At 57.2% G+C, this 22,632-nt stretch carries 25 protein-coding genes and 1 pseudogene; 12 read left to right on the top strand and 14 right to left on the bottom strand.

Annotated elements, in window-relative coordinates; genetic code table 11:
* Positions 1-89 precede the first annotated feature (89 nt).
* The 9 genes and pseudogenes from PspS35_RS30360 to PspS35_RS17230 all read right to left on the bottom strand — a co-directional run.
* Positions 90-224: pseudogene (locus tag PspS35_RS30360) on the bottom strand (integrase); the annotation flags it as partial.
* A gap of 28 nt (positions 225-252) precedes the next feature.
* Positions 253-945, bottom strand: a complete 693-nt coding sequence (locus PspS35_RS17265) for a histidine phosphatase family protein (RefSeq protein ID WP_159935999.1) — start codon at positions 943-945, stop codon at positions 253-255.
* Positions 946-1,188 carry a hypothetical protein gene (locus tag PspS35_RS17260; RefSeq protein WP_238785880.1) on the bottom strand — a complete coding sequence of 81 codons (243 nt, stop codon included), beginning with the start codon at positions 1,186-1,188 and terminating at the stop codon, positions 946-948. It abuts the gene before it with no gap.
* A gap of 110 nt (positions 1,189-1,298) precedes the next feature.
* Positions 1,299-2,120, bottom strand: coding sequence for a hypothetical protein (locus PspS35_RS17255; protein ID WP_159935996.1), 822 nt, complete (start codon positions 2,118-2,120; stop codon positions 1,299-1,301).
* Positions 2,121-2,271: 151 nt separating this feature from the next.
* The gene (locus PspS35_RS17250; RefSeq protein ID WP_159935994.1) at positions 2,272-2,781 is read right to left on the bottom strand and encodes a flavin reductase family protein; all 510 of its coding nucleotides are present in this window, start codon (positions 2,779-2,781) and stop codon (positions 2,272-2,274) included.
* A 231-nt stretch (positions 2,782-3,012) separates the two neighbouring features.
* Positions 3,013-4,041: a methionine synthase gene (locus tag PspS35_RS17245; protein ID WP_159935993.1), complete on the bottom strand. Its 1,029-nt coding sequence runs from the start codon at positions 4,039-4,041 to the stop codon at positions 3,013-3,015.
* 28 nt (positions 4,042-4,069) lie between these two features.
* A complete protein-coding gene (locus tag PspS35_RS17240) occupies positions 4,070-5,053 on the bottom strand; it encodes a DUF1852 domain-containing protein (RefSeq protein ID WP_159935991.1) in 984 nt (327 codons plus the stop codon).
* Positions 5,054-5,355: 302 nt separating this feature from the next.
* Positions 5,356-5,613 carry a helix-hairpin-helix domain-containing protein gene (locus PspS35_RS17235; RefSeq protein WP_159935989.1) on the bottom strand — a complete coding sequence of 86 codons (258 nt, stop codon included), beginning with the start codon at positions 5,611-5,613 and terminating at the stop codon, positions 5,356-5,358.
* Between the two features lie 64 nt (positions 5,614-5,677).
* Entirely contained in the window at positions 5,678-5,926 is a 249-nt protein-coding gene (locus PspS35_RS17230; protein ID WP_159935988.1) for a hypothetical protein, read from the bottom strand.
* 299 nt (positions 5,927-6,225) lie between these two features.
* On the opposite strand from PspS35_RS17230, the gene PspS35_RS17225 reads away from it, so the two are divergent.
* The 3 genes from PspS35_RS17225 to PspS35_RS30355 all read left to right on the top strand — a co-directional run bounded on the left by PspS35_RS17225 (position 6,226) and on the right by PspS35_RS30355 (position 8,182).
* Positions 6,226-6,906, top strand: a complete 681-nt coding sequence (locus PspS35_RS17225; RefSeq protein ID WP_238785879.1) for a hypothetical protein — start codon at positions 6,226-6,228, stop codon at positions 6,904-6,906.
* A 191-nt stretch (positions 6,907-7,097) separates the two neighbouring features.
* The gene (locus tag PspS35_RS17220; RefSeq protein WP_159935986.1) at positions 7,098-7,367 is read left to right on the top strand and encodes a hypothetical protein; all 270 of its coding nucleotides are present in this window, start codon (positions 7,098-7,100) and stop codon (positions 7,365-7,367) included.
* 311 nt (positions 7,368-7,678) lie between these two features.
* Positions 7,679-8,182 (top strand): hypothetical protein, encoded by a 504-nt coding sequence (locus PspS35_RS30355; protein ID WP_238785878.1) that lies wholly within the window; start codon positions 7,679-7,681, stop codon positions 8,180-8,182.
* A gap of 49 nt (positions 8,183-8,231) precedes the next feature.
* Here the strand turns inward: PspS35_RS30355 and PspS35_RS17210 are convergent, their stop codons facing one another.
* Both PspS35_RS17210 and PspS35_RS30090 read right to left on the bottom strand, forming a co-directional pair.
* Complete coding sequence (locus tag PspS35_RS17210; protein WP_159935984.1) at positions 8,232-8,858, bottom strand: XRE family transcriptional regulator; 627 nt, start codon at positions 8,856-8,858, stop codon at positions 8,232-8,234.
* A gap of 4 nt (positions 8,859-8,862) precedes the next feature.
* Positions 8,863-9,021 carry a hypothetical protein gene (locus tag PspS35_RS30090; protein WP_174244824.1) on the bottom strand — a complete coding sequence of 53 codons (159 nt, stop codon included), beginning with the start codon at positions 9,019-9,021 and terminating at the stop codon, positions 8,863-8,865.
* 238 nt (positions 9,022-9,259) lie between these two features.
* Here PspS35_RS30090 and PspS35_RS17205 point away from each other — a divergent pair, with 238 nt between their 5' ends.
* The 3 genes from PspS35_RS17205 to PspS35_RS17195 all read left to right on the top strand — a co-directional run bounded on the left by PspS35_RS17205 (position 9,260) and on the right by PspS35_RS17195 (position 12,961).
* A complete protein-coding gene (locus PspS35_RS17205) occupies positions 9,260-11,374 on the top strand; it encodes a TonB-dependent receptor (protein ID WP_159935983.1) in 2,115 nt (704 codons plus the stop codon).
* Positions 11,375-11,489: 115 nt separating this feature from the next.
* Complete coding sequence (locus tag PspS35_RS17200) at positions 11,490-12,032, top strand: sigma-70 family RNA polymerase sigma factor (protein ID WP_159935981.1); 543 nt, start codon at positions 11,490-11,492, stop codon at positions 12,030-12,032.
* Entirely contained in the window at positions 12,029-12,961 is a 933-nt protein-coding gene (locus PspS35_RS17195) for a FecR family protein (protein ID WP_159935980.1), read from the top strand. Before PspS35_RS17200 ends, PspS35_RS17195 begins: the two co-directional genes overlap by 4 nt.
* Here PspS35_RS17195 and PspS35_RS17190 read toward each other — a convergent pair.
* Entirely contained in the window at positions 12,958-14,769 is a 1,812-nt protein-coding gene (locus PspS35_RS17190) for a sigma-54-dependent Fis family transcriptional regulator (RefSeq protein WP_159935978.1), read from the bottom strand. The genes PspS35_RS17195 and PspS35_RS17190 overlap by 4 nt on opposite strands.
* 236 nt (positions 14,770-15,005) lie before the next feature.
* Between PspS35_RS17190 and PspS35_RS17185 the strand changes: the two genes are divergently transcribed.
* Genes PspS35_RS17185 through PspS35_RS17160 form a run of 6 tightly spaced genes read left to right on the top strand, consistent with a single transcriptional unit; the run spans position 15,006 to position 20,944 of the window.
* Positions 15,006-16,100, top strand: coding sequence for an ABC transporter ATP-binding protein (locus PspS35_RS17185; RefSeq protein ID WP_159935977.1), 1,095 nt, complete (start codon positions 15,006-15,008; stop codon positions 16,098-16,100).
* Positions 16,100-17,197 (top strand): ABC transporter ATP-binding protein, encoded by a 1,098-nt coding sequence (locus PspS35_RS17180; protein WP_159935975.1) that lies wholly within the window; start codon positions 16,100-16,102, stop codon positions 17,195-17,197. Before PspS35_RS17185 ends, PspS35_RS17180 begins: the two co-directional genes overlap by 1 nt.
* Positions 17,194-18,060, top strand: a complete 867-nt coding sequence (locus PspS35_RS17175) for a sugar ABC transporter permease (RefSeq protein ID WP_032889576.1) — start codon at positions 17,194-17,196, stop codon at positions 18,058-18,060. Before PspS35_RS17180 ends, PspS35_RS17175 begins: the two co-directional genes overlap by 4 nt.
* A 10-nt stretch (positions 18,061-18,070) precedes the next feature.
* Positions 18,071-18,886: a carbohydrate ABC transporter permease gene (locus PspS35_RS17170; RefSeq protein ID WP_124527973.1), complete on the top strand. Its 816-nt coding sequence runs from the start codon at positions 18,071-18,073 to the stop codon at positions 18,884-18,886.
* A 10-nt stretch (positions 18,887-18,896) separates the two neighbouring features.
* Positions 18,897-19,169: a DUF2160 domain-containing protein gene (locus PspS35_RS17165; protein ID WP_014718862.1), complete on the top strand. Its 273-nt coding sequence runs from the start codon at positions 18,897-18,899 to the stop codon at positions 19,167-19,169.
* A gap of 32 nt (positions 19,170-19,201) precedes the next feature.
* Positions 19,202-20,944 (top strand): ABC transporter substrate-binding protein, encoded by a 1,743-nt coding sequence (locus tag PspS35_RS17160; protein ID WP_159935973.1) that lies wholly within the window; start codon positions 19,202-19,204, stop codon positions 20,942-20,944.
* Between the two features lie 153 nt (positions 20,945-21,097).
* Here PspS35_RS17160 and PspS35_RS17155 read toward each other — a convergent pair whose 3' ends face one another.
* Together PspS35_RS17155 and PspS35_RS17150 are read right to left on the bottom strand one after the other, a co-directional pair.
* Positions 21,098-21,526, bottom strand: a complete 429-nt coding sequence (locus PspS35_RS17155; protein WP_159935971.1) for a hypothetical protein — start codon at positions 21,524-21,526, stop codon at positions 21,098-21,100.
* A 75-nt stretch (positions 21,527-21,601) separates the two neighbouring features.
* The gene (locus PspS35_RS17150; RefSeq protein WP_159935969.1) at positions 21,602-22,498 is read right to left on the bottom strand and encodes a LysR substrate-binding domain-containing protein; all 897 of its coding nucleotides are present in this window, start codon (positions 22,496-22,498) and stop codon (positions 21,602-21,604) included.
* Positions 22,499-22,632 lie beyond the last annotated feature (134 nt).

Genomic DNA, 22,632 nt, shown 5'->3' with positions numbered 1-22,632 from the left:
CGGGGCTTTTGTGTTTCTGGCATTCGGGACGCGAGAGGCGGCTTTTCATAGGTGTTCTACAACTATTGTGGAAGCGTTCCAGAACTTTTCTATTTTGAAGGCTTCGCGGTAGCGCCGATCCTCCTGTAAACCCGCTTGGTAATTTCCTGTTTGCTGTGCCCCAGCAGCGGGCTTGCGTCGCCAATATCGACGATTTCCGAGGCCGCCGTTGGCCGGATTGTACGAACTAAAGGTACCGCTCAGATTTCTGCCTCAAGGCATGAGGCGCTTGAATGGGATCTGCGGGAGAAAACTCTGCGCGTGATGGGCTTTCGGTCGCTTGAGCGTCCATCCTGCACCATTCAGTTGGCTGATTAACTGATACCCACAGCAGTTCCCTACGTGGTTCAACATTTCATATGCGCGCCAATCAGTCATTGAGTGTCCGTCGATTTTCGATGGCTTACGTTCAATCAGCCAAGCGACGGCGTTGAGGAACTGACCATGGGAAAATACCGCGATGCTCCGGTGTTGGTTATCGGCAAGGCGATCCAGGAATGACCGCGCGCGAGCTATAAACGCTGCAAATGATTCAGCACCTTCACCGTCGATGTAGAGCGGATCAGCCCTGTCCCAGTATTCGATCACCCATTCTTTTCGCTGAGCGACTGTGGTGTTAACACACCGGGCTGGTTCCAAATAGGTGAATTCTTGAATGGGCCAGGTTTGCAGCTCACATGATGGAAATACTGTCATTGTCCAAGCTGCAGTTGCGTGAGCGCGTGAGAACGGCGAGGCAATGATCAGCCCAGGTGCTTCAGTGAAAGATAGAGCCACTTGGCGCGCTTGTTCCAGGCCTTTGGCGGTCAGTGGAATGCTTGCATGATCCTGTGTCGTGGCGCCTGCGTTCGCTGCGCTCTCACCGTGGCGGATCAGCCTGACGTGCTTGCTCAGCAGGGTTCTCATCTAAAGCTCCTTGAGCATACGTAGCAGCGTCTGGTGCTCCCACGTGCTGAGTAGGGCAATAGGGTCCGTCCCGTAACGATCGCCGCTGCCAAATGTCCAGCACCGATGATCAGGGCTGACACAGGTTTCACAGTAGTCCAGCGCATCGCCGCCATTGTAGATCGATACACGCCAACCCTCGACATCCACTATAAAATGGCCAGCAAAAATCTCATCCCAGGACGACTGGCCCAGCTTGGTCATAGTGCGTCGTTCGAAGGTGACTTCTCGCAGCACCTGGCACACTTCTCTCGCAGTGAGCGTAGGCGTGGGCTTGGTAGCATGCGACGCTGGTAGTGGGTATTGATTTTGCATTATTGATTTTTTTGTTCTTGGGGTGCCGTTTCGAGGAGTTTTGCAATGTATTTGTCTATTGTTGTTGGAAGTGTTTTTTCGTAAAGGGCATTAAAGCTATCAAAAGACCGGCTTTTTTGGATTTCTTTGAACTCTGCTATTAAATCGAAATTGCTCCTGTACTGGCTTGGTCTCATTTCCTTTAACTCTTGCCCTAATGCAAAGGCTTCATCTACATTGTTTTCGAGCAGTGCGATAAATATAAGGCCGCGTGATGGGTCTACGCTAGCCACATACTCTCTTTTAGATTTATAGGCCGCTACCGATTTTTTGAAGTATTTCTTCGCTTCACTCAAATCGCCATTTCGCATCAATGCCCAGGCAAGGTGATGTAATCGCCAAGGTGTTTCTTCACCACTTTCTATCATTTTGTCTTTGAGTTTTTTTATGGGGCCCCTGAATTCAGAGATATCATCCGAATTTGCAATTGCGAGTAACATGCCATCATAAGCAAGATTTTTCGAGGCGTCTGGCAGTGTATCGATTTTTTTGGAGGCTATAAGTTTTTGGAATACTCGCGCCGCCTCAGAAAATTCCTCGCCTTGGTTAAGGCTTAGTCCGGAGAATATTTGTTCATAGGGCGCTAGACGCTGTTCTGCGACTTCGTTTACTTTCCATTCGATGAATTTGTAACTTGCGCCAAGGCCTGCCAGTGCGCCTAAAGCTGATGTGCAGATTAAATTGAATACTGGGTACGTCTTTATAAGCTTCTGACAGTCGGAAAGCAGCCCTTTGTTATTTGAGTCTTGTGTCTTAGTCGTGGTGTTGTCAGGGCTATTCATTTTTGATTTTTGTGGTTTTAGTAGGGATTGAGAATGTGTTTGGTTAAGCATGATAGCTATATGATATTGCCCTGTCGACGTGATGCTCTGCCGCGTGTGTTGCTGTGAACGCACTACGACGCTTTCGAAAACCCGGCCATCGGGCAATGGCTCAAACCACCCCGTACGCAGCGAGGTTGCAATATTGTCCTTTGAAATACAGCAATGGCTGTGTGGCAGCCGCCTTTTGCAGGTTTAACGCTTTCACTTCTCCAATCACGATCAGATGATCTCCGGCGGTGTGTTCGGCGTGAATTTCGCAATCAAGCCAGTGCAGGCTGCCGACAATGATCGGATTACCCAGCGGCGATTCTTGCCATTCGACTCCGTGCCACTTGTCCGTGCCTCGCCGAGCGAACTGGTTGGAGATCTTGATCTGGTCGCCGGACAGGATGTTGACTGCGAATCGACCGGCCTGGCGAATTTTGGGATAGCTGGCCGAACTGGACATTACGCTGAATGACACCAACGGCGGGCTCATCGATACGCTGTAGAACGACTGGCAAGTAAAGCCGATCGGCTCGTCGTCAAGGTTCGATGTAATCACGGTGATGCCGGATGCGTAGTGCCCGAGCGCTTCACGAAAGCTCGATGGCTCGATAGCAGTACTAAGGAGTGACATGGGAGGTCCTGGACAGTGGGTGCAGTTCGAAAGTGCTGAAGACGGCCTGAAGTGGCCCGGTCATGTCGGCTGGGTTCAGCCTTTGCCAATGTTGAGCGCGCGCCATCGATAACGACCGGATCGCCCACTCAATGGTTCGGCGTTTTGCAGCGGGGTCACGGCGTCGTTTTCAGAGCGGCGCTAAGCGCATCCTCCTCGATCTACCGCTTCAATCCCCGCTCCAACTCGGCATTAGTTCGACAGTTCTCTTCGCACGATTTCTGCGCCTGCACTTAAAGCATTCAGCTTGCCTCGTGCGACGCGACGAGACAGCGGGGCCATGCCACAGTTGGTGCAGGGGTAGAGTTTGTCGGCATCTACAAACTGAAGTGCTTTTCTTAGGGTATTGGCCACTTCCTCCGGTGTCTCAATGGTGTTGGATGCCACATCAATGGCCCCTACCATTACTTTTTTACCTCTGATGAGTTCAATCAGGTCCATGGGGACATGGGAGTTGTGGCACTCCAGCGAAATGATATCGATGCTGGATTTTTGGAGCTTGGGAAACGCCTCTTCATATTGTCGCCACTCTGACCCCAGCGTCTTTTTCCAATCGGTATTGGCCTTGATGCCGTAGCCGTAGCAAATATGTACAGCAGTTTCACATTTGAGGCCTTCAATGGCCCTTTCTAAGGTGGCAACTCCCCAGTCGTTCACTTCGTCAAAAAAAACGTTAAATGCCGGCTCGTCGAATTGAATAATATCAACGCCAGCGGCCTCTAGTTCCCTGGCCTCTTGGTTGAGTATTTTGGCGAATTCCCAAGCCAATTTTTCACGGCTCTTATAATGGTTGTCGTACAGCGTGTCGATCATAGTCATTGGGCCAGGCAGCGCCCATTTTATAGGTTGCTTGGTTTGCTGGCGTAGAAATTTTGCATCTTCAACAAAAACCGGCTTTTGGCGCGTAACAGCGCCAACGACTGTTGGTACGCTCGCGTCATAACGGTCACGAATCCTAACAGTCTCACGCTTTTCAAAATCAACACCGCTGAGGTGTTCAATGAACGTAGTGACGAAGTGTTGGCGTGTTTGTTCACCATCGCTGACAATATCGATGCCGGCGTGTTGCTGTTCCTGCAACGACAAACACAACGCGTCTTGCTTACCCTCGATTAATTCCTCACCTTGCAATTTCCAAGGCGACCACAGTGTCTCTGGCTGCGCAAGCCAAGATGGCTTTGGTAAACTGCCGGCGGTTGAGGTGGGTAGTAATTTTTTCATAATGGATGGCCTTGTGATTTTTAATCAGTCAAAGAGAGTGATTGGCGGACCACTGCTCAAGCACAGCTTGATAGGGTTTTATGAAGTTCTCTTCAACAAACTTGCCTTGCTCAATAGCCAGCCGGTTACGTTCTTCTCGGTCATAAACAATTAGGGTTAATGAGTAGTCCTGATGCTTCAAGCTCGGCTGATAGGATTTTCCTGCAGCAGAGTTGGCGTTGTATATTTCAGGTCGGTAAATTTTCTGGAAGGTGTCCATCGTGCTGATGGTGCTGATAAGCTCAAGATTGGTGTAATCACTGAGCAAGTCGCCGGCATGATAAAAAGCCAAAGGCGCCACACTGTTTGAAGGCATGAAGTAGCGAACCTTCAATCCCATTTTTTGAAAATACTCATCAGTCAAGGAATACTCATCCTGCTGGTATTCAATGCCCAGTACGGGGTGCTGATTTTCAGTTCGGTGATAGGTCTTGGTGTTTGAAACACTAAGGCATATAACGGGCGGCTTATTGAAATTATCTCTGTATGTTTTCGAATTTATGAAGCACTTGAACAGCCTTCCGTGCAGCTCCCCAAAGTTATCAGGAGTGCTGAACTCGGGTTGGTTTTTGTTGTGGCCTAGCAGCAGTATACTGAAGTCGTAATCTCGCACGTAAGAAGAAAAGTTGTTGCCTACGATGCCCTCAATGCGTTCATTGGTTTTTCGATCAACAATATTTGTTTTCAATATTTCAATCAACGGAATAGCACGACCACTGCTCTGAGTATCAATGCTCATCTCGACGGAAATGATCTCAAGTTCGAGGGTATAACGATCACCTTTAGGGTTGTCCCAGTGTGCTAAGGCATTGAAGCGATTGTCAATCATCCTCAAAGTGTTGCGCAAATTCTCTTGACGACTCTTGCCTCTGGCCAAATTGGCAAAGTTGGTCGTGATGCGCGTGTTTTCGGCGGGGTGATAGTTTTCGTCGAAAAGAATGCTCTTGAGGGTGAATGTAAATTCTTTGTTCATTTTGATTTGATGCTCTGATTGTTTGGGGTACAGCTGAATCCATTTGTTTTTTCTAGTGTCGATGATTCAGCAGTATTTATAGTGTCTTTGATGAAGTGTATTTTATGTCGATGCATTGGCTGAGGGAAAATGAATTGATTTCACTAAACCTTTAGCCGTCTTCATGATGTGGTGAAAGGGCAGTTGCAGACGTCCCTGTTGTGTAGGATTTACTGATACGCTTTATCTTTCGTGGCCGCCGTTTGCTTTAAGAACGGCTAACAAAGTCCCGTGAGACCCAGCCGGTGGCAGCGATGTAATGGTCACGAGTTCGACAGCAGGAACTTAGTTCTGCCCTGCGCTAGCGCTACGGCCGCAGTAATTGCTGCGCGGGCTTGAGGGCTGTTCTTCCAGCATGTCGAACCTAATGCTGCTGATGCTTGAGACAGGATGTCGTCAATATTGGCTTGGCGTAGTTCGGCCAGCGATTCGATACCCATCTGCTCCAGGCGGGTAATGACGGTGGGGCCGACGCCCTTGATGCCGAGCAAAGCTGCTCGTTCTTCCAATGAAAATGGCATCTGTAAATTCCTTTTTAGATGAATGGCCGCCAGTGTGGCGGCGCCTGCGATAAGGCTCAATATTTCAGCTGAATTTAAAAAAGAAGCCCCGCCATGCGGGGCTTTCTGGTTTTAGGGGGCATTCGATGGGGCGCACCGCTTCGCGCCACATCCGCGGCCAATATTGAAGGCACTTTCTCATCTCAATCAGCAAAAAAGCTGAGCCACCGAAAGCAGGCAAATCACCTGGACAAACATTTGTGCTCGAATTGGATGTTTCATCGCCGTCACCTCGTTTACAGCTGCTGGTGGTAGTGCCGTAGGCGATGTGCATACACGCGCCAGGCCGCTCGAAAGGTTGAAATGCCACCCGGGCTCGCCAACAACACACGCAACTGCTCTTGAAAGTATAGGCCTTGAAACGAATTCGTCACGAAACGCTCTGGAATGAGCTCCTTACAACTATCTGCCCAGGCCTGCCGCACTTTTTTCGATTTCCTTGCTCTATCTTTGTCCCAGCCTCGCCGATCCCCCGCGAGCGCAGAAGAACCAGATCGGGTGCCGATGGATCGCAGGTTTACTTTTTTCAGAGTTCGCCCCATACGCTGGCTGTTGCTGCTGGTTGGCGTTTCAATGCTTTGCGCCGCTGGCTGCACCCAGCAACAGGGTCGCGATATTGCCAAGCAGTTCAGTAATGGCAAGCCCGATGAGTTCTTTCAAACCAGTGTCGACCGTATGGCGACCTTGGGGATGCGTGACAATCTGCAAAGCCTGTATTTACTGATGAGCAAGCTCTATCTGCGTAACCCCAGCCAATGGCGGCAATCGGGTTATCCGGATGCGCTGAGCGCCGAGCGGGAAATTCGCCAGGCGATTGAACAGCGTCGCCCACTGCCTGCCTTGGGTGATCGGCGTGATCTGGTGGCCTTGAGTTACTCCTTGAGCCCGGAGTTTCAGGGCGATAGGGTCGGGGCGTTCATCTATGCGATCGGTAGCATGATGGTGACAGCCCACGGTGGGCGTACTGAGTTCTACATAACCGATTCGATCAACCCGCAGTTCGTCAGCAATGCAGCGCGCAATATCGAGAAGGCCACGTGGCTGCTCAGTAAGCGCCAGGATGCCAATGGTGTGTTGCTGTTGTTTTCCAATGAGATATCGGAGGAGGGCAGTAACCTCAGCTTTGCCGTCGAGTTCGGCAAGATTGTTGCGCGTCTTGACCTGCTGACGCAGATGCTCGATGAGCGCTACCGGCGTATCGGTCTCAATTATGCGCAAAGCCTTTTGCTGATGAATTTCCTACCGGTGCAGTGATCGCTGGTGACGATCGGGTCGCTGCTGTGCTGGCAGGCGACGCGCCAGCACGATAAATCCTGATGATCAACGCCGGTACGGTGTTTCTCTTTCTGCTGTAGGAAGGGGCCTATCTTATATTCCGATGCTTGAATCGCCCCTGCGTCGGCAATAGCCTCGGCTCGGACTTTTCCGAAAAATGAGGCTCTACCTTGGGTAAGCGAAAAACGGTGTGGCCGACGGACTGCGAAATACGCTTGCGCTTTATCCTCTTCGCGGTGATTGATGCTGCCAGTGTTGAAGGCGTCGCTGCCGAGTTGTTATTGCCTGCGCACAAGCTGCTGCGTGAGTCGCCCACTGAGGCGCAGTTGGTCGATGCACTTCGGGAAATACTGCGTGCTGACGAAATGTACGGATTCAGGTTCCCCGTGGCGTCAGAGGCTGCCGAGTTAATGCAGACGCTCGACAATCCCGCGGTCTAGAACCGCTGCCTCAATACGACCAGGCCTGATTTCGCGATTTCTCTACAGCAGTTAGATCGTTTATTTCCATAACGAAGGTGGGTATTCCTATAGCGAATATCCATCGCATCAATTCAGGCGTGTTGATAGCGCTTTGCGATGTGATGACAGCCAAATCAATGCCATTGCATCAATCCCTGCTGTTCTGCTGGACCAAGCGCATGGCAGAGCATCCATTTCTGCTGCTTTGCCGCCGTCTTGCGCGACCCTCCAGCCTCTCTAGAATCGGCGCCAGAACTTAGCCATTTCCTGTCGATTACGGAGTTTCGAACATGATGAATGCAATGCAGATGCCGATGAACACCGCCATGCCAATGATGCCGATGATGGGCATGCCGATGATGATGGCGACCATGAAGTGCGAGATGGCCGGTGACGCCATGATGTGCACCCTGAAGCCTGCTGCTGGTATGGACATGGCTCAGTTCAAGACCAACGCCGAGATGATGGCGATGATGATGAACTGCGGCATGCCGATGATGATGCAGTGCGCCAATCTGTCGATGATGTGCGTGTCAGCCGACGCCATGGCGATGATGGCGGGGATGAACATGCCCATGATGATGCCAATGGGCATGTCGATGCCGATGATGAAGTGCGTGATGGAATGCACGATGCAGGCCGACGGCATGCTGTGCAAAATGATGCCGATGCCAGGTATGAGCATGGCGATGATGGACAATGGCTGCATGCTCATGAACAAGCTGATGAACGACTGCGCCATGCCGATGATGATGAGCTGCAACGGCATGCCAATGATGTGCTGCACTTGCTGACAGCTTCTGCACCTTAAAAAACGCCCCGACGTGTCGGGGCGTTTTGCATTCAGTCCAGCCGTTCAGGGTAGGTCATCACCAGGAACGCCACCGCTTCACTGTCTGCGGGGTTGCGATAGCGGTGGGGCTGGTCGGCGTAGAACAGGATCGAGTCACCGGTGGACAGCAGGTAGCGCTTGTCATTGACGCTGACTTCCAGCACGCCTTGGGCCACCACCAGGTTTTCCTGGACCCCCGGCCCGTGGCCTTCGGACGCCTCTTCGCCAAGGGCGCGCAGGCGGATCTCGTAGAACTCGGACTGGCGTGCCATATCGAAGGGAAACAACGCGCGACTGCTAAACGCCCCGTCGGCGCTCACCAGGCGTTTGCTCTGTTGTGCCGGCAGCACCTCGACCCCCTCGAACGCGCGATCTTCCAGGAACGCCGCCACCGATACCTTAAGACCCTTGGCGATCTTGCACAGCACCTTGATCGACGGCACGCTGCGCCCGGACTCGATCTGCGCGAGCATCGCCCGGCTCACGCCGCAGGCACGCGCCAACCCGTCCAATGACAAGTGGCGCTTGTTGCGCAGGCGTTGCAGGTTATTCGCGACGCACAGGCTGATCACATCGTCGTCGATGCTGGGTTTGGGCGCAGGGGCGGGTGGTTCGGGAATTACATGCAAAAAATTCATCGACCTACGCCCGGCGTGTATCGCTGGACGTCGTAGCCTGGGTGGTAAACACCGCCAACCCTGCGCGGGCCGCGTACATCGCCCACATCAACTCGGCCGCAGCTCGCGCCTGGCGGCGTTTGCGGTGGAGGGTAAAGTCGAGGATGGTGGCGGATGCTGGCATGAGGGCGATCTCGTAGGTGACTCAGTGGCTCTACAGTAATGGTTGCTGGTTATTTCTTTAAATACTGAGTTTGCATGTGTTAATTCGATTTTGAACTAAAAAATAAAGCGCGTCTGAAGCTGTTGTGGGAAGGGTCTGGTCCGTTAATAAGGCGTGACTTGATGAGCATCGTTGGCTTCCCATCACTGTTCGCGTGATGGCCCCAGCCGTTACGCCCCCGCATTTCAAGGACTTGCCCATGCTGCTGCGCCAACCGCCGTTCCTGTTTGCCGCCCTGACCTTAAGCTCGCTGGTGCACGCCGAAGACCTGCAACTGGCGCCGGTCGAAGTCACCACCGCTGAGGCCAGCGCCGGCGAAGTGGCCCAGTTGCAGCTCAAGAGCGTGCCCGGCGCCACCAATTACATCGACATGAGCAGCGTGCAGCAGGGGCGGGTGAGCACCAACGAGGACGTGTTCAAGTACCAGCCTGGGGTCTATGCCAAGGCGGCGAACAACGAAGGGGTGAAGCTGTCCATTCGCGGTTCGGGCCTGAACCGCAGCCCCGGCTCCCATGCTTCCGGGCTTTATGAAATGTTCGACGGCCTGCCGCTGACCGGCCCGGGCGGCACACCTTATGAGCTCAAGGATCCGTTGTGGCAAAGCCGGGTCGAGGTGTTGCGCGGCGCCAACGGTTTTGATCAGGGCGCCTTGGCCCTGGGCGGCGCGGTCAACTACGTCACGCGAACGGGCTACGATGCGCCCAAGTTGCAAGTGCGCTATGAGGCGGGCAGTCGCGGCTATGCCCAGCGCGAGATCAGTTCTGGCCAGGTATTGGGCGATGCCGACTACTACATCAGCCTCACCGACTCGGAGTCCGACGGCTACCAGCGCCAGAGCGCCGCGACGGGCAAGGGCGTGGCCGCCAACTTCGGCTACCGCTTCAACCCTAACCTGGAAACCCGCTTCTATTTCCGTTATCGCGAAACCACCAACGACACCCCCGGCAAACTCACCCGCGACCAAATCAGCCACGACCCGCGCGCCGCCAACAGCCTCAACGCCGCCCGGGATTCCAAGCGCCTGCAACCGGGTTCTACCTGGATCGCCAACAAGACCACCCTGCAACTGGACGACAACTCCCGTCTCGAAGTCGGCCTGGCGTATCACGATTACCCAATGGACCTGCGCGAAGGCAGTATCCGTCTGAAGGTTGCCTACACCGACGTCAGCAGCACCCTCAAGTACATCCGCCAAGACACGTTGTTCGGCCACGACAGCAAAACCACCATCGGCCTGCGCACCACCCAGGCGATGCCCAACAACGGCGGCGCCGAGTATGTGCGCGTGCCTTCCGCTGATCCCGCAAAATACTACGCCCCCGGCACCAAGACCCGCGACTACAGCTACCTGGGCTCCGACACCGTGCTGCACATCGGTAACGACCTGGAACTGGTGCCGGACCTGTGGTTGACCACCGGCCTGGCCGCGATCTATACCCGTCGTGAAACCCAGGTCACCTATCCAGAAGGCCAGGCACCGCTGAGCCAGCACGATTGGGACTACGCACCGCGCATCGGCCTGCGTTATGACTTCAACCCGCAGTTGCAGGTGTATGGCAACATCAGCCGCTCGGTCGAGCCGCCGCATGCATGGTCGATGATCTGGGGGTCCAACAAGTACTTCACGAGCGGCCCGGCCAAAGGTATGGCGCGGGAAGGCGTCAGCCTGAAAAACCAGACCGCCACCACCCTGGAAGTCGGCGGTCGCGGTGAAACATGGCTCGGCCAGTGGGACCTGGCGCTGTACCGCTCCGAAGTGCGCCACGAACTGCTGACCGTGGAAACCCAGGCCCAGACCTCAACCAGCGATGCCATCGTCGCCGAATCCAACGCCAGCCCCACCGTACATCAAGGCGTGGAACTGGGCCTGCTCAGCCCGATGTGGGAAGGCGGCCGTAGCGGCAAGCTCGACCTGCGTCAGGCCTACACCTTCAGCGATTTCCATTACCGTGACGACGACCGCTTTGGTGGCAACACCTTGCCGGGCATCCCCAAGCACTACTACCAGGCACAACTGCGCTACAGCCACCCGACCGGTTTCTACAGCAGCCTCAACACAGAGCATTCATCAAAAGTGGCGGTGGACTACGCCAACTCCTACTACGCCGCGGCCTATACGATTGTTGGCGCAACGTTCGGCTACGACGCACCCAAGCAGGATTGGCAAGCCTGGGTTGACCTGCGCAACCTCACCAACCGCCGCTATGCCAATACAGTCACACCGGGCTATGACGACAAAGGCTTGGATGTTGCTCGCTCTACACCGGCAGACGGTCGAGGCATCTACACCGGAGTTTCATGGAGCTGGCGCTAACCGGGCACACACGTGGGAAGGGGCTTTTAGAGAATGTGAGCCCCTTGCCCCAATATCGTTTTACTGGCATTGTTCGCGCAATTGGTAATATTTCCCATTTGAGAAGTTTTTGCGCATGCATGACATTCCGGCCGCGCTGGGCGACTCAGCGCGTCAGCAGACCCTTACGGCGATGTACCGCGAGCACCACGGCTGGTTGCATGGCTGGCTGCGCAGAAAACTCGGTTGCTCCCAGCATGCCGCCGATCTCGCCCACGATGCGTTTATCCGTGTGCTGATGCTGGCCGAGCCGCAAGCGATCAAGGAACCCCGGGCCTTTCTGGCCACCACGGCGGGGCGCCTGCTGATCGACGGTGCCCGTCGTCGCCGTATCGAAAAAGCCTACATGGAAGCACTGGTCATCCAGTGCGAGGACGCCGGCATGCCCGACCCGGCGGCGATCCACGTAGCCCTGCAGGCGCTGGAACGCATCGCCGAAATGCTCGCCGGTTTACCGACCAAGGCCCGCGAGGCGTTCCTGTTGAGCCGCCTCGACGGGCTGACCTATAGCGAAATCGCCGCTCGCCTGGAAGTGTCCCCCAGCAGCGTAAAAAACTACATCTCCAGCGCCTTGGTGCATTGCTATCACAGCCTGCACGCGGCTGACCCATTGTCATGAACGCCGAACAGATCATCCAGCAAGCAGCGAATTGGCTGACACGCCTGCACGACGAAGACGTCACAGACGCCGACCGTCAGGCCTTCAACACTTGGTGCGAGGCCGACCCACGCCATGCCGTGGCCATCGAACGCATGCGCGCGTTGTGGGGCAGCCTTGACAGCGTGCCCGCGCAACCGGCGCGGCGCGCCCTGAACCGCGCATTTGCCCCGCAACGGGCACGCAGCGCACAGGCGCTCGGTGTGCTTGGCGTCGTGCTGTGCGGTTGGCTGAGCCTGGAACACCTGCCGGTGTGGATGGCCGACCAGCGCACCGGCGTTGGCGAACGCCGCCAGATCGCTCTCGAAGATGGCAGCCAGTTGCAGCTCAACAGCAACTCGGCGGTGGACGTGAAATTCGACGGCCACCAGCGGGTGATCGAACTGCTGCAAGGCGAACTGTGGGTCGACGTGGCCAAAGATGCGCAGCGGCCGTTCGTGGTGCGCACCGACCAAGGCACGGCGACCGCCCTGGGTACGCGTTACCTGGTCAAGCGTGCGCCGGACGGCATGACAGTCGTGACCGTGATCGAGTCCACCGTAGCGGTTAAAGGTGAGGCAGAGGAGGGCGTCAAGGTCACCGCCGGCCAGCGTTCCGTCCTCGACCACGGGCGTGCCACGCCTGCGCAAGCCATCGGCAATGCCGACCCAGACGCCTGGACCCGTGGCCTGCTCAAAGTCAACGACCAGCCGCTGAGTGACGTGCTGCAAACCCTGGCCAGCTATCGCCACGGCATGGTGCGCTTCGACCCACAGGCGTTGCGCGACCTGCGCGTGTCCGGCGTATTCAAGCTGGACGACACGGCAGCGGCCTTGTCGACCTTGGCGGATAACCTGCCCATCCAGGTGGAGTACTTCACCGACTTGCTGGTGGTGGTCAAGCCGCGTTAATGCTGGCGCAGGCGTTTGTACAAGGTGTTGCGGCTCACCCCCAGCTCCCGCGCCAGGTGGGAAATATTCCCACCGACGGCCTTCAAACGCTGGTTCAGATCAATGCTGTCGTCCAGGTAATCACTGGTCGGCAGCGGCGCTGCCACGTTCAGGTCCACAAAAAAATCATCCGGCAGATGCTCCGGGCGTATCGGCTGCTCCTCGGCCATTGCCAACGCCACCTGCAATACGCTGCTCACCTGGCGCAAATTCCCCGGCCACGGGTGCTGTCCGAACAGCGCCAGCACCTCGGCGCTCAAGCCTGCCCATTGGGTCGGCTCGCGGTGCTGCTGCCACAGTTGTTGGAACAGCGCCTGTTTGTCGGTTCGCTCGCGCAAGGGCGGCAGCTCCAGGGTCAGGCCACCGATGCGGTAGTACAAATCTTCGCGAAAGCGCCCGGCCTGCACCAGTTCGCGCAGTGCGCGGTTGGTCGCCGAGATGATGCGCAAATCCACGGGGAACAACTCGCTGCTGCCCACCGGTTGCACGCAACGCTCCTGCAGCACGCGCAGTAAGCGCGCCTGGGTGGGCAGCGGCATATCGCCGATCTCATCAAGAAACAGCGTGCCCTTGTCGGCCTTGCGGATCAGGCCAATGCTGCCTTTTTGATTGGCGCCGGTGAACGCACCTTTTTCGTAGCCGAACAGTTCCGATTCCACCAGCTCAGCAGGAATCGCCGCACAGTTCACCGCGATAAACGCCTTCTGGCTGCGGGAGCTGGCCTGGTGCAGGGCTTTGACGAACACCTCTTTGCCCACACCGGTTTCGCCGTGGATCAACAGCGGGATGTCTTTTTCCAGCAGGCGTTCGGCCTGGCGTACGGCTTTTTCCACACGCATATCGCCGAAATGCAGGGTCTTGAGGCCGACCGCAGCGGGCTTTGGTACTGCGGGCTCACTGAACACGCGAGCCTGCACGGGCATCATATGTGGCCGTTTGAGCAAGCACTGGAACCGATTGCGGCCCGCCGCCTGCAACGAAAAAGGCAAGCCCTGCGGCTGGTTGAGCAGCTCCAGCAGCGACACCTTGAACAGGCTGTCGATCATCACCCGCGACAAACTGATGCCTAGCAGGTTGTCGGCGCGACGGTTGGCCGAGAGCACCTGGCCGCTTTCATCAAAGATCAGCAGGCCCGCCCACTGGCTGTCGAGGTTGCTCAAGCCGGTGTTGAAGGTCAGTTGGAAATGCTCGCCGCGAAACAGGTTGAGGATCAGCCGGTTTTCGACGGTCTGGCTCATCATCTTGACCATGCCCAAGGTGTGGGAGGGCGGCAGGTAGCTGTCGCTGGACACGTCCAGTACCGCAATGATCTCGCGCTGGGCATCGAAGATCGGCGCGGCCGAACCGGTCATGAAGCGGTTGGCCTTGAGGAAGTGTTCGTCATGTTCAATATGCACCGCCTGGGCACAGGCCAGCGCGGTGCCGATGGCGTTGGTGCCGCTGCAGCGTTCTTTCCAACTGGCGCCAGCGTTGAACCCCCGGGCCAGTTTGGGCTCGATAAAGCGTTGGGTACCCCACGAGGTCAGCACTTGGCCCTGGTTGTCGGCCAGCATGATCAGGCAGTTGGAATTGCTGAGGATGTTCTCGTAGTAGGGCAGCACTTCCTGGTGGGTGGTCTGCACCAATGAATGCTGGCTTTCCAGCAGTTGGCTGATGCCCTCGGCCGGCAACTGGTCGAAGCTGGGCGTGCTCTGATGGTCCAGGCCAAAGGCGCGGCAACGGCGCCAGGAGTCCTGGATGATGGTGTCGTGCGCCAAGGGTTCGGCCATCGGGCGACCTTCTGTTTTTATTGTTTTTATGGGGCCCCGCAGGCGCGGGGCCCCATTAGTGTTGTTCAGAACTGTTCATTGTCAACCCCCTGAGTGTTCAGTTGTTCAGCCCGATTGTTCATTCCCGAACATCCCATATGTCCCATTTCCTTGTGGATCAAGCACCTGCCACTTTTGGCACGAAACTCGCTCTGACGACTGGCCAGATTCATTCCAATAATAAAAAAGGTCGTGTCATGTCATTGACCCTGGAACATGTCTCCCGCGTCGTCGAAGGCCAGACCTGGATCGACGACGCCACCCTGCGTTTCGAGCCCGGCTCCTTCAACGTGTTGCTCGGTCGAACCCTCTCCGGAAAGACCAGCTTGATGCGCCTGATGGCCGGCCTGGACAAGCCCGACAGCGGCCGCATCCTGATGAACGGCGTCGACGTCACCCACAAGCCGGTGCGGCTGCGCAACGTGTCGATGGTGTATCAGCAGTTCATCAACTACCCGACCATGACCGTGTTCGAGAACATCGCCTCGCCGTTGCGCCAGGCCGGTGTGTCCAACGAGGTGATCCAGAGCAAAGTGCTGGAAACCGCGCGCATGCTGCGCATCGAAAAGTTTCTCCAACGCCACCCGCTGGAACTGTCCGGCGGCCAGCAGCAACGCACGGCCATGGCCCGCGCGCTGGTCAAGGACGCCGAACTGATCCTCTTCGACGAGCCGCTGGTAAACCTGGACTACAAACTGCGCGAAGAACTGCGTCAGGAAATGCGCGAGTTGTTCCAGGCGCGCCACACCATTGCCATCTACGCCACCACCGAGCCCAATGAAGCCCTGGCCCTCGGCGGCACCACCACCATCCTCCACGAAGGCCGGGTGATCCAGAGTGGCAAGGCCGCCGAGGTCTACCACCAACCGCAAACCGTGCTCGCTGCCGAACTGTTTTCCGAGCCGCCGATCAACCTGATGCCGGGGCGTATCAGCGGCAACGAAGTGAGCTTCGCCAACTTCGTACATTTCCCACTCAATGTTGACCTGCGTCCAATCGGTGAAGGCGAATTCCGCTTTGGCGTACGCCCCAGCCATATCAGCCTGGTGCCGAGCAACGATGACGACCTGGAGCTGGCAGTCACGGTGGAAGTCGCCGAGATCAGCGGCTCGGAAACCTTCCTGCATGTGCGCAGCGAACACTTCCTGTTGGTGCTGCATTTGCCAGGGGTGCACGAGTACGACGTCGACGCGCCGATCCGCGTTTACATCCCCACCCATAAACTGTTTGTGTTCGATGGCCAGGGCCGTTTGGTCCAGGCCCCCGGGCGCCGTGTCGCGAGGGTTGCCTGATGGCCGAGATCCATTTGCAGAACCTGGCGCACAGCTATAACCCTACACCGACCGGGCCGGAAGACTACGCGATTCGGGAAATGAACCACGTCTGGGAACAGGGTGGCGCCTACGCCTTGCTTGGCCCGTCGGGCTGCGGCAAGTCGACCTTGCTCAATATCATCTCCGGCTTGCTCAGCCCGTCCGAAGGCCAGGTATTGTTTGATACTAAAGTGGTCAACGACCTCACGCCGGAGAAGCGCAACATCGCCCAGGTGTTCCAGTTCCCGGTGGTGTACGACACCATGAGCGTGTTCGACAACTTGGCCTTCCCGCTGCGCAACCAAGGCATGGCCGAGGCGAAAATTCACAGCAAGGTGCAGGAAATCGCCGAAGTCCTCGACCTGCAGAACTTGCTAAGCAAGAAAGCCCGCAACCTCACCGCCGATGAAAAACAGAAAGTCTCCATGGGCCGGGGCCTGGTGCGTGACGACGTGTCGGCAATCCTCTTTGATGAACCGCTGACGGTGATCGACCCGCATCTCAAGTGGAAACTGCGGCGCAAGCTCAAGCAGATCCACGAGCAGTTCAACATCACCATGGTCTACGTCACCCACGACCAGTTGGAGGCGTCCACCTTCGCCGACAAGATCGCGGTGATGTACGGCGGGCAGATCGTGCAGTTCGGCACGCCACGGGAGCTGTTCGAGCGGCCGAGCCACACCTTTGTAGGCTATTTCATCGGCAGCCCTGGGATGAATCTGATCGAAGTGCAGGCCGAGTCGGGCGGGGTGCGCTTTGCCGGCACCCACTTGCCATTGCCCGAGGCGTTGCAGCAACGCATTGCGGCGACGGACTACAAGAAACTGCAAGTCGGCATCCGCCCGGAATTTATCCATGTGTGGGACGAGCACAATCCTGACGCGATGCAGGCCGATGTCACACATCTGGAAGACCTCGGCACCTACAAGATCATCACCCTCAACCTCGACGGCGCCACCTTGAAAGTGCGCCTGGCCGAAGACAAACCGGTGCCCGAAGGCACGGCGTCCATCAGCTTTCCCGCGCAATGGCTGATGCTCTACGCCGACGATTACCTGCTGGAGGTGCTGCCATGAACAAGGTGCAGAACAACAAGGCCTGGTGGCTGGTGCTACCGGTGTTCCTGCTGGTGGCGTTCAGCGCGGTGATCCCGATGATGACCGTGGTCAACTATTCGGTGCAGGACATTTTCGACCAATCCAGCCGCTACTTCGTCGGCGCCGACTGGTACAAGCAGGTGTTGCTCGACCCGCGCCTGCACGACTCACTGCTGCGCCAGTTCATCTACTCGGCGTGTGTGCTGTTGATCGAAATTCCCCTGGGCATCGCCATCGCCCTGACCATGCCCACCAAGGGGCGCTGGTCGTCGCTGGTGCTGATCGTACTGGCGATTCCACTGCTGATCCCGTGGAACGTGGTCGGCACCATCTGGCAGATCTTCGGCCGTGCTGACATCGGCCTGCTGGGTTACAGCCTCAATGCGATGGGCATCAGCTACAACTACGCGGCCAACACCGCGGATGCGTGGGTCACCGTGCTGGTGATGGACGTGTGGCACTGGACCTCGTTGGTGGCGCTGCTGTGCTATTCGGGGTTGCGGGCGATTCCGGACGTGTACTACCAGGCCGCGCGGATTGATCGTGCATCGGCCTGGGCGGTTTTCCGACATATCCAACTGCCCAAGATGAAGAGCGTGCTGCTGATCGCGGTGATGCTGCGGTTTATGGACAGCTTCATGATCTACACCGAGCCCTTCGTCCTGACGGGCGGCGGGCCGGGTAACGCCACCACGTTCCTTAGTCAGACCCTGACCCAGATGGCCGTAGGCCAATTCGACCTGGGCCCGGCTGCGGCGTTTTCCCTGGTGTACTTCCTGATCATCCTGTTGGTGTCCTGGCTGTTCTACACCGCCATGACCCACTCCGACGCCAACCGCTGAGGCCGCCGACATGAGTAAGCGTCTTACGTTTATGAAGAAAGTGATCCCGCTCCTCATCTACATCCTGTTCCTGCTGGTGCCGATCTACTGGCTGCTGAACATGTCCTTCAAGAGCAATACTGAAATCCTCGGCGGGCTGACGTTGTTTCCCCAGGATTTCACCCTGGCCAACTACAAGGTGATCTTCACCGACCCGAGTTGGTACACCGGCTACCTCAACTCGCTGTATTACGTGAGCCTGAACACGGTGATTTCCCTGAGCGTGGCGCTGCCGGCAGCCTATGCCTTCTCGCGCTATCGTTTCCTCGGCGACAAGCACCTGTTCTTCTGGTTGCTGACCAACCGCATGGCGCCGCCGGCGGTGTTTTTGCTGCCGTTTTTCCAGCTGTATTCGTCCATCGGTTTGTTCGACACGCATATCGCGGTGGCCCTGGCCCACTGCCTGTTCAACGTGCCGCTGGCGGTGTGGATCCTCGAAGGCTTCATGTCTGGTGTGCCCAAGGAGATCGACGAAACCGCCTACATCGACGGCTACTCGTTTCCGAAGTTTTTCGTGAAGATTTTTATCCCGTTGATTGGCTCCGGCATCGGTGTGACTGCGTTTTTCTGCTTTATGTTTTCCTGGGTCGAACTGCTGCTGGCGCGCACCCTGACCTCGGTCAACGCCAAGCCGATCGCAGCGGTGATGACGCGCACGGTGTCGGCGTCGGGCATCGATTGGGGCGTGCTGGCAGCGGCGGGGGTGTTGACCATCCTGCCGGGCATGCTGGTGATCTGGTTTGTTCGCAACCACGTGGCCAAGGGCTTTGCCCTGGGCCGGGTCTGAGGAGTCGATGATGGAATGGATGGCCTGGACCACCCCCACAGCACTGTTCTTTGGCGGCATCGCGCTGATCCTGGCGGGCATGACCACCTGGGAGCTGCGTTCGCCGAGTATCCCTCGGCGCGGTTTGTTACCGATCAGCACCACCCGTGGTGATCGTTTGTTTATCGGTCTTCTCGGCAGCGCTTACCTGCATTTGCTGGTAATCGGCGTTACCGACTGGAGCATCTGGGTGGCGTCCGCGCTCTCCCTGGTATGGCTGTTGAGTGTGATGCGTTGGGGCTAGTGCCCTTATGAATAAACAACCAGGAGGTCTCTATGTTGAATAAGAACAATAAGCTGCGACATAGCATTTCATTGGCCGCCGTACTGGCCCTGAGCGGTTTGAGCGCTTCGGCCTGGGCCGATGCGTATGAAGATGCCGCGAAGAAATGGATCGGCAGCGAGTTCAAACCGTCCACCCTCACCGAAGCCCAGCAGCTCGAAGAGTTGAAGTGGTTTATCAAGGCGTCGCAACCGTTCCGTGGGATGAAGATCAACGTGGTGTCGGAAACCCTAACCACCCACGAGTACGAATCCAAGGTCCTGGCCAAGGCGTTCAGTGAGATCACCGGGATCAAGCTGACCCACGACTTGCTGCAAGAAGGCGACGTGGTGGAGAAGCTGCAAACCCAGATGCAGTCCGACAAAAACATCTATGACGGCTGGGTCAACGACTCGGACTTGATCGGTACGCACTTTCGCTACGGCAAGACCGAATCCATCACCGACCTGATGGCCAACGAGGGCAAGGACTTCACCTCGCCGACTCTGGACCTCAAGGACTTTATCGGCCTGTCCTTCACCACCGCACCGGACGGCAAGATCTATCAGTTGCCCGACCAGCAATTTGCCAACCTCTACTGGTTCCGCGCCGACTGGTTCGAGCGTCCGGAGCTGAAAGCCAAGTTCAAGGAAAAATACGGCTACGACCTCGGCGTACCGGTGAACTGGTCGGCCTATGAAGACATCGCCAAATTCTTCAGCGAAGACGTCAAGGAAATCGACGGCAAGCGCGTCTATGGCCACATGGACTACGGCAAGAAAGACCCGTCCCTGGGCTGGCGCTTCACCGATGCCTGGTTCTCCATGGCCGGCGGTGGCGACAAAGGCTTGCCCAACGGTTTGCCGGTGGACGAGTGGGGGATTCGCGTAGAGGACTGCCACCCGGTGGGCTCCAGCGTGACCCGTGGCGGCGATACCAACGGCCCTGCCGCTGTGTTTGCCACGCAAAAATACGTCGACTGGATGAAAGCCTACGCGCCACCGGAAGCGGCGGGCATGACCTTCTCCGAGTCTGGCCCGGTGCCGTCCCAAGGCAACATCGCCCAGCAGATCTTCTGGTACACCGCCTTCACCGCCGATATGGTCAAGCCAGGCCTGCCGGTGGTGAACGCCGACGGCACGCCGAAATGGCGCATGGCGCCGTCGCCTGTCGGGCCTTACTGGGAAAAGGGCATGAAGAAGGGGTATCAGGACGTAGGCTCCTGGACCTTCCTCAAGTCGACGCCTGAGAAGCAAAAACTCGCGGCTTGGCTGTACGCGCAGTTCGTGACGTCTAAAACCGTTTCGCTGAAGAAAACCATCGTCGGGCTGACGCCAATTCGTGAGTCCGACATCAACTCACAAGCCATGACCGACATGGCCCCGAAACTGGGTGGCTTGGTGGAGTTCTACCGCAGCCCGGCACGGACCGAATGGTCGCCGACCGGTACCAACGTGCCGGACTACCCACGCCTGGCGCAACTGTGGTGGAGCAACATCGCCTCGGCCGCCAGCGGCGAGAAAACCCCGCAACAGGCGCTGGACAACCTGGCCAAGGAACAGGATGCGATCATGACGCGCCTGGAACGTTCCAAGGTGCAACCGGTGTGCGGCCCGAAAATGAACCCCGAGCGTGACGCGCAATACTGGTTCGACCAGTCAGGTGCACCGAAGCCGAAACTGGCGAACGAGAAGCCCAAAGGTGAGACCGTGGGCTACAGCGACCTGCTCAAGTCGTGGGAGGCGGCGCGTAAGTAGGCGGGAGGCTGAATTTCTGTAGTGAGCGGGCTTGCCCCGCGCTGGGCTGCGTAGCGGCCCCAAACCAGTCACCGCGCTCTTTCAGAAAGAACGCGGTGATTTTTATCAGGGCTGCTTCGCAGCCCAGCGCGGGGCAAGCCCGCTCACTACGGATCAGGCCGCCTGCGGCTGAACCTGCAACTCACCCTCAACATCCTTGACCAGCCCACTGGCCAAACACAGCGGCGCCAAGCGCTTGTGCAGTTGCGGCTCGACAAACTCCTTCACCGTATCCATCGCCAGCGCCCCGCTCAGCGGCAGTTCCGCCTTGGTGTACGACAGCCACGCCTTCTTCAACGCCATCAATACATCGCTGCCCGCTGTGGACGCGAAGCGGCGGTGGATGGGTTTGCCGTCAAAGTGGAAGGTGTGCTGGAACGCGTAACCCGTTTCATCACCACCGCTGGCAGTGCAGCGTATGCAGGTACAGGCACCCTCGCCGAACGCGCTGCGCAGGTAGGCGTTGAAGTCCACCACGGGCTTGAGTGACAGGCGCTTATCGACCTCGAACAGGTCCCCGGTCATTTTTTCGTCAGTGTTCAACGTGCATTTCCTCGCAGGTCGGTGGCATTTTTCAAAGCGCGGCACAATACCAGCCGGGTGACGTATGGAACAGCATTACCCCGCAATCAGGCTGCGCTTGATCCAGTCGTACAAGTCATTGCCTTCGCTCGACAATTCACTGTTGGCGCGCCGGCACAGGTAGTACTGGCGGCCATCATTGACCTGCAGATCGAACAACTTCACCAACTCACCACTGGCCACATGGGGGGCCACCAGCGGTTCGCGCAACAGTGCGCAGCCGAGGCCGGTGAGGGTGGCAGTGAGCGCCAGTTGGCCATCTTCCAGCAGCAAACCATTCAAGGCGGTGGCGTCGACCTCGGCGGCCTCGAACCATTGGCCCCAGGTGCCGCGTTCTTCGTCGTGCAGCAGTGGCAGTTGGCTCAGGGCCTCGGGGGTGTCGATGGGGCCGTGTTGTGCCAGGAATGCGCGGCTGCAATAAGGCGTTACTGCACCGCAGATCAGCGGTTCGCTGTGATAACCCGGCCAGTGCCCGGTGCCGAAGCGAATCGACAGGTCGGCCGCGTCGCTGGGGTAGCTGCGGTGGTTGGCGTAGGTCACGTTGATGTCCAGCGCCGGGTGATCTTTCAGAAACGTCGCCAGGCGCGGGATAAACAGATTGATGCCGAACAAGGGAATCAGGCTGATGGTGACCTGGCGCGTGGCGCTTTTCTCGCGCACGTGTTCGGTGGCGCTGCGCAGCACGGCGAAAGCCGAGCGGATAGCGCGGTAGTACTCGCGGCCTTCATCGGTCAGCACCAGGTTGCGGCCCTGGCGCAGGGTCAGCGGCTGCTGCAGGAAATCTTCCAGCAAGTGCAGTTGATGGCTGATGGCCGAGGCGGACACGTCCAACTCCCGCGCGGCGGCATTGACCCCGCCATGGCGCGCAAAGGCTTCGAAGGTGCGCACGGCGCGCAGGGGAGGGTCATTGGCTAATTGTTCTGATTTATTCATGTGTTGAATTAAATACCAAGTTGCATGGCAAATAAAGAGCCATAAATGCCGTGTTTGGGGCATAAATGCCGTGTTATTGGTTTGGTATAACCATATTACTTTCTGATATTTGATAAAAATAGAATAGATGCTTA

The organism is Pseudomonas sp. S35 (genome assembly GCF_009866765.1).
Lineage (GTDB): Bacteria > Pseudomonadota > Gammaproteobacteria > Pseudomonadales > Pseudomonadaceae > Aquipseudomonas.
The sequence above is the reverse complement of the archived record's forward strand: the minus strand, read 5'-3'. Positions and strand labels throughout refer to the sequence as shown.

Bases quoted from the DNA above. Each gene is read 5' to 3' on its own strand.
- PspS35_RS17265 (WP_159935999.1), bottom strand. From the start codon at position 945: ATGAGAACCCTGCTGAGCAAGCACGTCAGGCTGATCCGCCACGGTGAG.
- PspS35_RS17260 (WP_238785880.1), bottom strand. From the start codon at position 1,188: ATGACCAAGCTGGGCCAGTCGTCCTGGGATGAGATTTTTGCTGGCCAT.
- PspS35_RS17255 (WP_159935996.1), bottom strand. From the start codon at position 2,120: ATGAATAGCCCTGACAACACCACGACTAAGACACAAGACTCAAATAAC.
- PspS35_RS17250 (WP_159935994.1), bottom strand. From the start codon at position 2,781: ATGTCACTCCTTAGTACTGCTATCGAGCCATCGAGCTTTCGTGAAGCG.
- PspS35_RS17245 (WP_159935993.1), bottom strand. From the start codon at position 4,041: ATGAAAAAATTACTACCCACCTCAACCGCCGGCAGTTTACCAAAGCCA.
- PspS35_RS17240 (WP_159935991.1), bottom strand. From the start codon at position 5,053: ATGAACAAAGAATTTACATTCACCCTCAAGAGCATTCTTTTCGACGAA.
- PspS35_RS17235 (WP_159935989.1), bottom strand. From the start codon at position 5,613: ATGCCATTTTCATTGGAAGAACGAGCAGCTTTGCTCGGCATCAAGGGC.
- PspS35_RS17230 (WP_159935988.1), bottom strand. From the start codon at position 5,926: ATGCACATCGCCTACGGCACTACCACCAGCAGCTGTAAACGAGGTGAC.
- PspS35_RS17225 (WP_238785879.1), top strand. From the start codon at position 6,226: ATGCTTTGCGCCGCTGGCTGCACCCAGCAACAGGGTCGCGATATTGCC.
- PspS35_RS30355 (WP_238785878.1), top strand. From the start codon at position 7,679: ATGATGAATGCAATGCAGATGCCGATGAACACCGCCATGCCAATGATG.
- PspS35_RS17210 (WP_159935984.1), bottom strand. From the start codon at position 8,858: ATGAATTTTTTGCATGTAATTCCCGAACCACCCGCCCCTGCGCCCAAA.
- PspS35_RS30090 (WP_174244824.1), bottom strand. From the start codon at position 9,021: ATGCCAGCATCCGCCACCATCCTCGACTTTACCCTCCACCGCAAACGC.
- PspS35_RS17205 (WP_159935983.1), top strand. From the start codon at position 9,260: ATGCTGCTGCGCCAACCGCCGTTCCTGTTTGCCGCCCTGACCTTAAGC.
- PspS35_RS17200 (WP_159935981.1), top strand. From the start codon at position 11,490: ATGCATGACATTCCGGCCGCGCTGGGCGACTCAGCGCGTCAGCAGACC.
- PspS35_RS17195 (WP_159935980.1), top strand. From the start codon at position 12,029: ATGAACGCCGAACAGATCATCCAGCAAGCAGCGAATTGGCTGACACGC.
- PspS35_RS17190 (WP_159935978.1), bottom strand. From the start codon at position 14,769: ATGGCCGAACCCTTGGCGCACGACACCATCATCCAGGACTCCTGGCGC.
- PspS35_RS17185 (WP_159935977.1), top strand. From the start codon at position 15,006: ATGTCATTGACCCTGGAACATGTCTCCCGCGTCGTCGAAGGCCAGACC.
- PspS35_RS17180 (WP_159935975.1), top strand. From the start codon at position 16,100: ATGGCCGAGATCCATTTGCAGAACCTGGCGCACAGCTATAACCCTACA.
- PspS35_RS17175 (WP_032889576.1), top strand. From the start codon at position 17,194: ATGAACAAGGTGCAGAACAACAAGGCCTGGTGGCTGGTGCTACCGGTG.
- PspS35_RS17170 (WP_124527973.1), top strand. From the start codon at position 18,071: ATGAGTAAGCGTCTTACGTTTATGAAGAAAGTGATCCCGCTCCTCATC.
- PspS35_RS17165 (WP_014718862.1), top strand. From the start codon at position 18,897: ATGGAATGGATGGCCTGGACCACCCCCACAGCACTGTTCTTTGGCGGC.
- PspS35_RS17160 (WP_159935973.1), top strand. From the start codon at position 19,202: ATGTTGAATAAGAACAATAAGCTGCGACATAGCATTTCATTGGCCGCC.
- PspS35_RS17150 (WP_159935969.1), bottom strand. From the start codon at position 22,498: ATGAATAAATCAGAACAATTAGCCAATGACCCTCCCCTGCGCGCCGTG.